Origin of the sequence: Gryllotalpicola reticulitermitis (genome assembly GCF_042651345.1) — a bacterium.
Taxonomy (GTDB): Bacteria; Actinomycetota; Actinomycetes; order Actinomycetales; family Microbacteriaceae; genus Gryllotalpicola; species Gryllotalpicola reticulitermitis.
In genome coordinates, this window is the sequence record NZ_JBHSCN010000003.1 from 129,189 (window position 1) to 139,783 (window position 10,595).

General features: G+C 64.1%; 15 protein-coding genes. 4 read left to right on the top strand and 11 right to left on the bottom strand.

Features of this window, described 5'->3' with window-relative positions; all coding sequences use genetic code 11:
• Positions 1–27: 27 nt before the first annotated feature.
• From ACFOYW_RS04580 to ACFOYW_RS04590, 3 genes are all read right to left on the bottom strand, one after another.
• Positions 28–540 carry a hypothetical protein gene (locus tag ACFOYW_RS04580; RefSeq protein ID WP_390227509.1) on the bottom strand — a complete coding sequence of 171 codons (513 nt, stop codon included), beginning with the start codon at positions 538–540 and terminating at the stop codon, positions 28–30.
• Between the two features lie 178 nt (positions 541–718).
• Positions 719–1,186: a DUF6176 family protein gene (locus ACFOYW_RS04585; protein ID WP_390227510.1), complete on the bottom strand. Its 468-nt coding sequence runs from the start codon at positions 1,184–1,186 to the stop codon at positions 719–721.
• Between the two features lie 74 nt (positions 1,187–1,260).
• Positions 1,261–1,707, bottom strand: coding sequence for an HIT family protein (locus ACFOYW_RS04590; protein ID WP_390227511.1), 447 nt, complete (start codon positions 1,705–1,707; stop codon positions 1,261–1,263).
• A gap of 90 nt (positions 1,708–1,797) precedes the next feature.
• Between ACFOYW_RS04590 and ACFOYW_RS04595 the strand changes: the two genes are divergently transcribed.
• From ACFOYW_RS04595 to ACFOYW_RS04605, 3 genes are all read left to right on the top strand, one after another.
• Positions 1,798–2,166 carry an antitoxin VbhA family protein gene (locus tag ACFOYW_RS04595; RefSeq protein WP_390227513.1) on the top strand — a complete coding sequence of 123 codons (369 nt, stop codon included), beginning with the start codon at positions 1,798–1,800 and terminating at the stop codon, positions 2,164–2,166.
• Positions 2,163–2,480 (top strand): hypothetical protein, encoded by a 318-nt coding sequence (locus ACFOYW_RS04600; protein WP_390227514.1) that lies wholly within the window; start codon positions 2,163–2,165, stop codon positions 2,478–2,480. Before ACFOYW_RS04595 ends, ACFOYW_RS04600 begins: the two co-directional genes overlap by 4 nt.
• Before the next feature lie 299 nt (positions 2,481–2,779).
• Positions 2,780–3,415, top strand: coding sequence for a hypothetical protein (locus tag ACFOYW_RS04605; protein WP_390227515.1), 636 nt, complete (start codon positions 2,780–2,782; stop codon positions 3,413–3,415).
• 3 nt (positions 3,416–3,418) lie between these two features.
• Here ACFOYW_RS04605 and ACFOYW_RS04610 read toward each other — a convergent pair whose 3' ends face one another.
• From ACFOYW_RS04610 to ACFOYW_RS04645, 8 genes are all read right to left on the bottom strand, one after another.
• Positions 3,419–4,402, bottom strand: coding sequence for a tyrosine-type recombinase/integrase (locus tag ACFOYW_RS04610; protein ID WP_390227516.1), 984 nt, complete (start codon positions 4,400–4,402; stop codon positions 3,419–3,421).
• A 61-nt stretch (positions 4,403–4,463) separates the two neighbouring features.
• Positions 4,464–5,162, bottom strand: a complete 699-nt coding sequence (locus tag ACFOYW_RS04615; protein ID WP_390227517.1) for a 7-carboxy-7-deazaguanine synthase QueE — start codon at positions 5,160–5,162, stop codon at positions 4,464–4,466.
• Positions 5,159–5,536 carry a 6-carboxytetrahydropterin synthase QueD gene (gene queD, locus ACFOYW_RS04620; protein ID WP_390227518.1) on the bottom strand — a complete coding sequence of 126 codons (378 nt, stop codon included), beginning with the start codon at positions 5,534–5,536 and terminating at the stop codon, positions 5,159–5,161. The genes ACFOYW_RS04615 and queD overlap by 4 nt, the downstream gene beginning before the upstream one ends.
• Positions 5,533–6,189 (bottom strand): 7-cyano-7-deazaguanine synthase, encoded by a 657-nt coding sequence (locus tag ACFOYW_RS04625; protein WP_390227519.1) that lies wholly within the window; start codon positions 6,187–6,189, stop codon positions 5,533–5,535. The genes queD and ACFOYW_RS04625 overlap by 4 nt, the downstream gene beginning before the upstream one ends.
• Positions 6,173–7,390, bottom strand: coding sequence for a PfkB family carbohydrate kinase (locus ACFOYW_RS04630; protein WP_390227520.1), 1,218 nt, complete (start codon positions 7,388–7,390; stop codon positions 6,173–6,175). The genes ACFOYW_RS04625 and ACFOYW_RS04630 overlap by 17 nt, the downstream gene beginning before the upstream one ends.
• Positions 7,387–7,710 carry a hypothetical protein gene (locus tag ACFOYW_RS04635; protein ID WP_390227521.1) on the bottom strand — a complete coding sequence of 108 codons (324 nt, stop codon included), beginning with the start codon at positions 7,708–7,710 and terminating at the stop codon, positions 7,387–7,389. The genes ACFOYW_RS04630 and ACFOYW_RS04635 overlap by 4 nt, the downstream gene beginning before the upstream one ends.
• 35 nt (positions 7,711–7,745) lie before the next feature.
• The gene (locus ACFOYW_RS04640) at positions 7,746–8,081 is read right to left on the bottom strand and encodes an 8-oxoguanine DNA glycosylase (RefSeq protein WP_390227522.1); all 336 of its coding nucleotides are present in this window, start codon (positions 8,079–8,081) and stop codon (positions 7,746–7,748) included.
• A gap of 93 nt (positions 8,082–8,174) precedes the next feature.
• A complete protein-coding gene (locus ACFOYW_RS04645) occupies positions 8,175–8,495 on the bottom strand; it encodes a hypothetical protein (RefSeq protein ID WP_390227523.1) in 321 nt (106 codons plus the stop codon).
• A 330-nt stretch (positions 8,496–8,825) separates the two neighbouring features.
• Between ACFOYW_RS04645 and ACFOYW_RS04650 the strand changes: the two genes are divergently transcribed.
• The gene (locus ACFOYW_RS04650; RefSeq protein WP_390227524.1) at positions 8,826–9,983 is read left to right on the top strand and encodes a hypothetical protein; all 1,158 of its coding nucleotides are present in this window, start codon (positions 8,826–8,828) and stop codon (positions 9,981–9,983) included.
• Positions 9,984–10,595: the final 612 nt, after the last annotated feature.

The window sequence follows — 10,595 nt, forward strand, 5'->3', positions numbered from 1 at the left end:
GCACGCACTGCGCGACTCACCGCGTGCTCAGAAACCGGCGGCTGATGTGTACGTCTTGGTGGAGTGGTCATTGACGGTGCTCATCCGCCATGCGACCGCGGAGGAAGGGTCTACGAGGGAGATCTTCTGGACGTCGGTCTTGCCGTCCGTGAAACGGATGATGACAAGCGCGTCAGCGCTCACCCCGGTCTGCTGGATGTCGACGTGGGCGAGTCCGGACCGCGCGTCTTTGGAGAACCGGAACGCGGCCCGCGTGGGCTGCTCGGTGGCGTCGGGCATGCCGTAGTTCGAGCGCACGACCGTCTTCATCTGCGGCATGCTGTCGCCGGCGAGCGCTTTCAGGTAGCAGCGGACGGGCCCGGCTTGCCCGGTGATCGCACCACTGATCTTCGCCGGATAGGAGCATGAGAGGCCTTCGGTCCCCGGCTCGATGAACGCCCACGCGTAGACGCCGCCGACGAAGAGCAGGACCGCCGCGAACACGGACAGGATGACGATCAAGGGCGCAAACCGACGACGGGAGCGCGCGGCCGGATTCACGGATGTCATCCTCACACGTCGCGTCGACTCGTCGCGCTCGTGCCCGGCAGGCGCGCCTTAGTGGCGCGCCGCCGCTTCGGCGCTGCGGCTGCCGCCTAAGCCCTTGTGGACCTTGGAGCCGGCGAACCGGCCGCGCGGCGCCGGCGGCCCGGCACGTCGAACGTCGGGGCGCGCGCGGCTACTCGAGCGGCAAGTCTGTAGCTCCCGTGCGGGCCCACTGGACCATTGCAGCGCGCAGATGATCGGGCGTGAGCATGAGCTTAGGCTCGAGCTCCTCCCAGCCACGCTCCTTGACACGGTTGCTGTACTCGACGTGGAGGGCATCGATGGGGATCGACTCGTCGTTGCCGCCGCCGTCCACGCCCATGAGACTGAGGTGGTAAATCCAGGTGGAGCCGTCAGCCTCAGTGGAGCGGAACGTTGCCTCGAATACTTGCCGCTCAGCGGGCAGCCCTTCCTGCATCTCGGGATACCGGTCATTGAGCGTCTTCATCCACTCCTCGAACTCGTCCGCCTTGCCGTCGACGACCCGGGCACGGCTCAGCTCGAGTCGCAGACCCTCAGGAACGGACGACGGCATCGGAAATCCCTCCCAGTCGCGTGGACGCGGGTTGAACGGGATCGTCGGAAAATCCTCAGTGCTCACGGACGTATCCTCCCCCAGCGCCCGATTGACACGCTCTCGCGTCACCGTCGCGCCTTTCGTGGCGGGCGCCGCCTCTATCCGTCCAGGCCCAGACCGACGCGCAGTCTCTCGGCGATCAGCTCGGTCTCGTCGAGCGACAACCTCGGGAGCTCGCCCCAGTGGGTGCCCCCCTCATCGAGCGTTCCGACCACATGGAAGTGCGCGTGTGGGACATGCTGGCTGGCAGGGACGCCATTGTTCTGCCACACCGCGATGCCCGGCCGCGCCCATTCGGCATCGAATGCCCGGGCGGCAGCGCGGACCATCCGAATCACCGCGTCGAGCTCCTCATCGGCAAGATCGAGTACCGTCTCGCGGTGTGCGATCGGGATCACGAGAGCATGCGGGGTCCCGCGCTGTTCGCGCGTCACGAGCATCGCTGCGCGGTCGTCCCGCCTGACGATCGTGTACGGCCGTCGGTCCGCCAGATATTCGCAGAACACGCAGGTCTCGCGCTGAGGAACCTCGATCGACAGCGCCATGGCATGACGGTAGCTGCTGCGAATCGTGATCGGCGTCGGCGCGGGCGAATGTGTTGTCGCTTGGCCTGGCCGCCGCGCATAGTGACGAAGATGCCCGAGATCAGCGACGAGGAGCGTGAACGCCGTGCCCGGTCCGTCCGCGAGGCCGCGCACTCCGGCGCCCTCGAAGGCGCGCCGGCCATTACCCCAGAGGTCCGCGTGCTCTTCGGCCGCTACGTCACCGGCGAGCTGACGAGCAGTCAGCTCGTCGAGGCCGTCGACCGGTGGTGGCAGGTGAGGCAGGCGATCGCCTCCTCGCAGATGGAGAGGGCGGAGCCGGACGAGGAGACGATGGACGACGTCGTGCGCTTCGCTCGCGGCGAGCTGAGCTCGGAGCAGGTGATCGCGCGGACGCGGGCGCGGTACGGGCTGCCCTCGAAGACTGCGTGCGATGATCGACAGAACGGGAGGGCGACGTGAGCGGCACCACAGACGACGAGGCGCGCGGGCGGTTGATCGCGCGGCTTCATCCGGCCGGCGTGGGAATCAGCGGGGTGCCGCCCATCAACGCGGGTTTTCTCTTCCCTCGGCGTTCTGACATCTACGAGCGCGGCCTCGTCGTAAGCGCTCTCGGCTCCGAGCAGTTCATCGCGCGAACCGCCATCACCGGAATCACGCGTACCTGGCCTTTCAACATCACGATCTCGTGGTTTGACGGGGACGCGGTGGTGTCGGCATTCAGACGCAAACGCCTGATCGCGACGCTGGCCAGCGCCGGATACGAAGTCAGGTGACGGCAGCCAGACGACCTTCCGGTCGTCCGCGGCGCTATCGTCGAGGCACCACCACGTCGCGTGAGCGTACCGCCGCGCATCGGGGCGGCCGGCAAAGCCGGCCGTGCGCGGCGTTCGCCGGCTCGCAGCCGCGCCGGCAACGCCCCGCAACGGGCGCGCGACAGCGCGCGTGAGCAGACGCGGACGCGGCTGCGAGAGGGCCGAGACCGCGAAGCGCGGGAGGCCCGGCTCGGCTTGCCCCTCGCTCTGGGGTGTTTGTGAGCTGGCTTCGTGGACCCTGTGACTGCCACAGTCGAGTTGTGAGCGACAACGAAGCACCGCACAATCTGCCGTCTCCCGGCTGGATGGTCGCGCCGGAAGACCCGAGCCTTCAAGCGTGGTGGGATGGGCGTGCGATGACGTCGCTGCGCCGCTCAGCAACTGCGGAAGCGGCGCAGCCGACGCCCACCGCGCCGGTTACAGCTGCGTTGGCGCCGCAACCACCCGCGATGCGCTCCGTCGCCCCGATGCGCGACGCTCCGAAGCGCCGGATGCCGACGTGGGCCAAGGTGACCATCCCTGTCGGCTCGGTCGTTGTCGCGGCGGCCATCGTCTTGGCAGCTCTCACACCAACGATCCAGAAGTCTGAGCACAAGAGTGCAGCTATCGCGGCGTGTGAGAAGTCGGCAGAGGATCAGCTCGACAACCGCAGCGCGCACTTCTCACACCTTTCCATGACGCTGATGGATGCGAAAGCTCTCAACTCGGTGTTCTCGGACGACGGGGAACCGGCCACAGCTCGCAACCCGAAGGACGGCAGCCAGTTCTTCATGGGGAACGGGGCTGTGACGAGCGACGGCGACACTCAGTCACTCGAATGCCTGGTCACGATCGAGAAGAACGGGAAGGTCAAGGGGAGTCTCGACGACGTCGCGCTCCTCGTTCCCGGCAGCTGATCCTCACAGCCCGAGGTCCGCGCTCGTCGTGCGCTCCATTACCCGCAGTTCATCCGCATAGAGCATGAGACTGGACAGCGATTTGTGCCGCGTGGTTTTCGCGACGACGGCCAAGTCACTCCCTGCGAGGATCGCCGTCGACACGTGGCCACGGCGCCCGGAGTGTCCGGTGATCGGAGCGTCGAGGCCGGCAGCCTTGGCACGGCTCTTGATGATCTCCCCGATCGCGTGTCCTGTCATGTGCGACGAGCACAGCGCGCCGGTCCGCGTCACTTTCACGAAGACCGGCTCGGTAGGTCCGACCTTCCCGCGTCCGGCGAGCCAACGGGTGACGAGGCGCACCGGGTCCGTGGCCGCGTGCTTCCCTCGCGCGATGCCCACGGTCTCGCCCACGGCCAGCTGGTCACGCTTCGACCGCCGGACCAGGATGCGGATGCCGTCGGCGCCGACCGTGAACTCACTGCGGTTGAACGCGGCCACCTCGGATCGGCGGAATGCGCCGGCATAGAGAAGTGCCGTGATCGCGGCATCCCGCCTGCCGACGACGGTCTCCTGATCTATGGCGGCGAGGATTCGTGCGAGTTCGGGTGTGGTCATGGGGTGGGCGCGCCTGACGACGTGGTGCTCGGCGACTCGGCGCCGGCTCCCTTCGACAACCTGACGGAGAACAGGGTCCTGTGTCGGATCGGGCGCGCCTGTCTCGAACGCTTCGCGAGCGACTGCCGCGAGCACCTGACCGATCGCGGACGCGCTGCGCCCCGTCTCCGCGAGTTCGGTCACGTATGCCGCGAGGCACGCCGGCGACATCGGTTCGACGAAGCGCTCGCGGCGCGCCCACCGCGCGAGGCGATCGAGGGCTCCCCGGTAGGCGGCTCGCGTCGACGGGGCGAGGGCAGAGTCGAGCGCGTCGGCGATCCTCGCGGCGTGCAACTCGGGCCGGGCGATCCACGGGGTGAGAGAAGTGGCCGCAAGGCGTTCGATGGTCATGCCTCGACTATGCGCGGTGGCTCCGACACGGAGATCTGCTATTCGACACGAATATAAACGGCTACCTACCGCGCGCGTCACCCCACATAAGGATGTGCAGTCGCGGGGACAAGTTGTATCCCGCCCGAGCGACTGGTTCGCTGAGTCGTTGTAGCCCACGTAATACGGAGTCGGGAGTGGTGCCCTCCGGCATGATCCACGTCCGATTAGGCGGTAGACCCGTGATCGCACGCACGGCAGCCACTTCTTCCAGTTCGCGCGGGTCTGTGACGACGAACTTCAGGGCAGATCGGTCGGGTGGGAATGACGCGAGTGCTCGGTGTCTTAGCCTGCGTTTCTCGGGTACGGAGGAGTTGGCGAGTTTTGGGCTGACGACGAACAGGTCGATCGCCTCCGCGAATTGCGGTGTGGGTGGAATCGTCCCATTCGTCTCGATCTCGACCCGCAGATTCGGCGAGTTCACCCGCAAGGCCGTGATGAGTTCCAGGATGCTGGATTGCTGGAGTTGTGGCTCGCCGCCAGTGATGACGAGCAGATTGATTCCATGCAGTTCGGCGATGATCTCAGATGCGAGCTCTGTGGTTCGCGTTTCATGTCGTTCTTTTGCGGGATCGAACAGTGTCCAGTCCCAGCTGAATCGCGTGTCGCACCAGACGCAGGCAAGATTGCAGTTCGCAAGCCGGAGGAAGACCGCTGGCTGCCCTGAGCTGGGTCCTTCGCCCTGGACGGAGCGGAAGACTTCGTTGACGAGGAGAGTCATTCCTGCGCTCTACGGCGGACGGCAGCGAGAGACTTAGCCGTTTCCCAAACTCGAACCGCACTCAGGTTTATTCCAGATGCTTCCGCTTTGCGAAGGATATAAATCGCTAGTCGTTCGGCGGTCGGGTTGTCGAGGTGATCGTTGAGGAGCGTGTGGTCCAGTGGTTCGATGACCTCGCCCCACACCATCGCGGCTAGTTCGTCGAAGTCGACGACGATGCCACGTTCGTCAAGCGCACCTTCGACGTCGACCTGGACGCGATAGGAATGCCCGTGCAGGTTCGCGCATTTCCCGGGATGCCACGGCAGTAAATGGGCTGCGTGGAACTCAAATTCCTGACTGACCGTCACTAGAAGATCGTCGTCTTCACTCATGACGTTGTTCCCCACTCGTAGCCCTCGACGCCGTGCGACGCGAGGACTTGCACTCGCTTCCAGCAGCCGGGGCATTGTCCGCAGGGGAGGTTTGAACGGTGACAGGACGCCGTCCACCCGAGCGTTTCCTCATCAAGCGCCGATTCCTGGAGGAGGGTCTCTGTGGAGCGACCTACCGCGGGCGCGACTACCTTGATTGCGCCCTCCTGGTAGCGGACGAGAGCATCGAGTCGTTCGTAGAACTCGGGTGTGCCATCGAGGTGGCGCTCGCCGTCGGGCGCGACCGAGCCGACTAGTACGGTCGTGAGTTCGTGTTGAAGTGCGACTGCTGCACCGGCGGTTGCGAGGAATTGGTTTCGGTACGGCCACCATTCCGGGCTCGGTGCAGCGCTGGGCTGAGCCCCGCCGTCTTCTCGCAATAGGCCCGAGCCGAAAGCGCGGATTCCCAGTTCCACCTCGGCCAGCGTTAGACCCAGGACACTAGCCACCTGACGCGAAGCGCGTCGTTCGAGGTCGGCCGGACGCTGACCATAGTCGATGAACAACAGAAGGGCCGGACGATAGATCGCAGCGAGCGCCGTACTGTCGAGCCCCCCAGAGAACAAAAGGAGAGAGTCTTCAGGAACGACCGTGTGCTCATGCCCGTCCGACACCGAGCCCCCTCCAGATTGCGCGATACATCGCCGTTGTGTAATCCGCGTGTTGCTCAGCGCCGGTGCCGAGCAACATCGTTGCTCCTTCCGGGTGCCCGATGCCACCGGCGGCGACGACAGGGATGTCGCGCGCAGTCGCCCAACCTGTTTCAAACAGAGTGCCCGGATCCCAGCCGTCGAGGATTGCGAACACAGCATCGCATTTCGCCAAACCGGCGAGATCGGCCCCGGCAACCTCGGGGCCTCCGAGACCAATCTCGTGAATCGGGCTGAACACCTCTGCACCGGCGCCTTCGAGGAAACTCTTGCACTGATCGATGAGCCATCGTTGCTCGATGGTGAAGAACGGCCCAGCAAGATAGATCAGCGGTGAGCGCCCCTCGTTATCCAGCTCTTCGGCGCCGGCATCTGGTAACTCGCCGGCGAGGGCAGCGGGGGAGAGCCGCAGACCATTGCCGTCGCACCACCACGCGGTCGCGGCGCTCGCGAATCTGGCTGCCTCGATTGGCTCAGCGCCTCCGTGCCAGGCTTGGGCGAATGCGGCTGAGAACACATCTCCGCTGCCAAGTTTGTTGACCGTGGCGGTGGCGTGCACGCCTATCCATGTCTGGTTCTTATTAGCTGACTCGGTGACTAAGCAGCCGCGGCCGCCGACCTTAGTGATGACGACGTCCGCCTTCAACTTGTCAGCCACCATCCGGGCTGCGGCGTCGAGATCAGTAACGTCCGCGAATGCGCGAGTCTCGGCGGCGTTGGCGGAGATGGCTAGGCGTTCTGGCGTCCGCCAGGGCGGCGTCTCTTCGGTGAGAAGGATGTCGTCAGTGGACTGCGGGTCATACACGAGTGACGTCGCCGTGATTTGTCGCTCGCCACGTTCAACGATCCCAAATACGAGGGCGTGTTCCCCCTCAATCTCGAACGTTGTTGAGAGCCTGGCCGAGTGGCCGTGAACGATGGGTTCGACGAATGGAGCCCGGTAGTGGAAGCCCACCGAGCGATCTCTGCCGACGTTGCGGCAAGTGATCCCCAGCAAACTACAGGCGCCTTCTAAGAGCGGGGAGAGCTCGTCTTCCACGGCGGACACGAACTGGACACTAGTTCCAGACAGCAGCGAGGCGGCGCGAAATCCACTTCCACCGATGTCTTCGGTGTATTGCGTCGAATCGACCCGTTCGCGGTACGTCCCGCCGCCTATGATCATGCCGCTGCGATCTTGAGCATCACGTGCCCACCGCGGACCGAGACGATTGTTGCCGAATATGCCACGCCTTGCTGGAGGCAGGAGATCAGCAACTCTTCTGGCATAACTGCTCCCGCTTCGCGGCCATCGGTGGTGACCACTGCGATCACAGGAGTGGGATTCTCCTGCAACACGAGGTGGAGGATGTCGCCGACGCTGAGCGTTGGAACGACATCTTCGTTGGGAGCCTGCAGCGGCTTGTCTCGACGGTAGCCGGCGCAATCTGCGACTCCAGAGTCGCCCCCAAATTGTGTGTAGTCGGGACCGCTCGATCCGCTCATGGTCGCGCCCTTCGTCGATGCGTGGTAGCGCCATGTTATTGGGTGCGTGCCGACGGTATTCGGCGGCGCGCGCGAGCGGCGCGCTCCGCCCAGATCGTGGCATCTAGAACGGCTGCGCTCACGCCTCCGTGGCGTGCCCACTCGACAAACACAGCCTCCATTTCCCAATAGTTCCGCGAAGGGTTCCATTCGGCGGCGAACACTCCGCACGCGGTCGCGGCTCGCCACACGTGGATGTCAACTATGGCGACCTCGGTGTCCGGCCAGCGATTCCGCACGATCCAACTTGCGGTCTTCGGGCCGATGCCATCGAAGGAGAGAAGCCATTCTCTGGCCAAGAAAGGATCAGTCGGGGGCGTCTCGCTCTTCAAACGCGAGAGCGCGCCGGCGATCCTCGCCGATTTCTGATTTGGAAATCGGTACCGTGCGGTTCGTCCTGACGTGAGCGTTAAGGGCCGCTGAAGCTAGTCAAGAACCTCGGTGGGATCTGGGCTGACCTCAGCTGAGATGAGGCCGGCGCCCCGGACAGCGTGGAACGCGGCAACGTTCAACTCATATGTGACGCCAAACCCGCCCAGCAGACACGCAACGACCTCCTCGGCTAAGGAATCCCCGAGGCAGTACAGATCGTCTCGTTGCTCGGCAAAAGCCATGTCTTTGGCTCGAGCGATCCAGTACGCGGGGCTCTCGTACATCCACGGCTCGCCCCACTCGACGCTGCGGGAGTCGTAGTTGGCAGGCGTGAGAACAACTTCCGCATGCCGCGTAGCCAGCAGCGAGGCCAAGTAGCCGCCTTCGGTGCTGTGCCCCGCGTCTGGGGCGTGTGCCCACGACTGTGGTGGCGTCACTGTAATTGTGCTCATACGTTCCCACCACCAAACTCCGGCTCGCCCCGGCCGCGAACCGATCGTTGCGATTCAAGCAGTGAATGGCACGGCAACGTGACATTGTGACCAAGGTGGGGCCGTGGACCGGAAGGTCCAGAACCTCGTTTCAGTGCGGCCGGATTCTTAGCGGAACAGCTTTCTCTGCGCTGCCCTGGTCGTTGACAAACGTCTCTCGGTTGTCGGTGCATGCGCCTACGCTTGTCAGTCGAGGGATGCGAGGAAGAGACCATGGACCAAGAGACGTCCGAGGACAAAGTTGACGCTGCGTCCATCGACCCTGACGATGAGCCAAGGGGCAGGCCTGCGGCCCAGGGCGGGCGAGCTCAGTACCCGTTCCCGCGGAAGACTGTGGAGGATGCCCTGCGGATCCCTACCGCGATCCGTACTAACAACGGCGGCGAGCCCTTCGCCCCCCAGGAGATTGCTAAGGCGCTTAACGTTGGCGGCAGGACGGGCAATTTCTTTTACCTCACCACGGCGTCCCGCGACTATGGCTTCACCGAGGGTACGCGGGACTCCTCCGAAATTTCGCTGACCGCGCTGGGCAAGCAGGCCGTGTATCCCTCGTCTGACAACGACGCGTATGCGGCGAAACTGAGGGCGTTCCTGAATGTCGACAAGTTCAGGGGCGTCCTTGAGCACTACAAAGGCAGCAAACTCCCCGCCGACCAGTTCGTGCGCAACGTCCTGGAGACAAAATTCGGGCTGGACCCGCGGACGCACGACACTTTTCTCGACGTTTTCCAGAAGAACTGCCGCCACCTCGGTATCGGGGCCGAGTGGGCGCCCAGCCAGCAGGCTACTGTGCCCGCAACTTCGTCTGCGCCCAACGAGACGCTACAGCCCGCTGTGACTGTCACGCCGCCCGCTTCGCCTGCAGAGTCCTCGGGCGGACCGGCCAACGGCGAGCTGGTCTGCTTTGTCGCGATGCCTTTCGCGGAGAAGACCGAGGAGTACGCGCCGGGCTTCTTCGCTGAGGTCTATGCCTCGCTGTTTGAGCCAGCGATCACGGCGGCAGGTTTCAAGGCCAGAACGGCTCGCGGCCAAGGATCCGACCTCATTCATTCCACGATCGTCAATGGCCTGCTCGACGCTGATCTCGCGCTCGTGGACCTGACCGAGCACAATCCAAACGTCTTGTTTGAACTTGGCCTCCGTATCGCGGAGAAGAAGCCGACTGTCCTCGTGAAGGCGATCGGCACGAACCCGATCTTCGACGTAGACAACCTCATGCGTGTGGTGTCGTACAACCCGAACCTCTGGCCAAGCACGGTGAAGGACGACCTGCCAAAACTGATCGAGTTCATCAAAGGCGCGTGGGCGATGAAGGATACCGAGCGTCCCTACATGGAGATTTTGCGCCAGCACGCGGTGGCTGCAGGCTGAGCTACCGAGCGCGGGCTTCGGACGCTCATGCTCGATCGTCTCTTACTTGGCTTCGAGTGCTACACGGCCGCCATCGGAAACTCACCCCAATCGTCTCCAATGTACCGTGCCTAACCGGGTACACTCGGATCAAGCGAACCGCCCGGTTCCCTGTAAACACAAGGGAATCCGCGAGTTCCTGAGACGATCGGCGGAGACCGGAAATCGACCGGAGCCTCCAAGGGGTCGCAGGTTCAAGGGTCTGCACTGGCTGATTGTTACGAGTCCGCCGGAGGTGACGAGATTGTTGCCGAAAAACCTCCGTCCGACCCCAGACTGGCCGCTTCCGACCGGTGGACTTAAGGCCATGAAAACCGCATTTACCTGCGGTTTCTTGCCAGGTCGTCAGCATGGCGTTACGGACTCCGGAGCCCTCAGTTGTTCTTGGTTCGAGTCCAGGTACCCCAGCCATAAAGTCGGAGAGATTCTGGTGCGCAAGAGCCCGTTTGCGAACCGGCTGGTGCGCATTCCGGCATGTACCCCATTGAGGACTGACGCGTGACCCGTTTCGGGTTGGTGCGATGGGTTCTGATGGGGCGGCGTTAGGCGAAGGTCCGGGCGCCAGCCGCGGGT

Excerpts from the sequence above, each read along its gene's own strand:
- ACFOYW_RS04590 (WP_390227511.1), bottom strand. The coding sequence starts at position 1,707 with ATGGCGCTGTCGATCGAGGTTCCTCAGCGCGAGACCTGCGTGTTCTGC.
- ACFOYW_RS04615 (WP_390227517.1), bottom strand. The coding sequence starts at position 5,162 with ATGACTCTCCTCGTCAACGAAGTCTTCCGCTCCGTCCAGGGCGAAGGA.
- ACFOYW_RS04595 (WP_390227513.1), top strand. The coding sequence starts at position 1,798 with ATGCCCGAGATCAGCGACGAGGAGCGTGAACGCCGTGCCCGGTCCGTC.
- queD (WP_390227518.1), bottom strand. The coding sequence starts at position 5,536 with ATGAGTGAAGACGACGATCTTCTAGTGACGGTCAGTCAGGAATTTGAG.
- ACFOYW_RS04630 (WP_390227520.1), bottom strand. The coding sequence starts at position 7,390 with ATGATCATAGGCGGCGGGACGTACCGCGAACGGGTCGATTCGACGCAA.
- ACFOYW_RS04635 (WP_390227521.1), bottom strand. The coding sequence starts at position 7,710 with ATGAGCGGATCGAGCGGTCCCGACTACACACAATTTGGGGGCGACTCT.
- ACFOYW_RS04650 (WP_390227524.1), top strand. The coding sequence starts at position 8,826 with ATGGACCAAGAGACGTCCGAGGACAAAGTTGACGCTGCGTCCATCGAC.
- ACFOYW_RS04610 (WP_390227516.1), bottom strand. The coding sequence starts at position 4,402 with ATGACCATCGAACGCCTTGCGGCCACTTCTCTCACCCCGTGGATCGCC.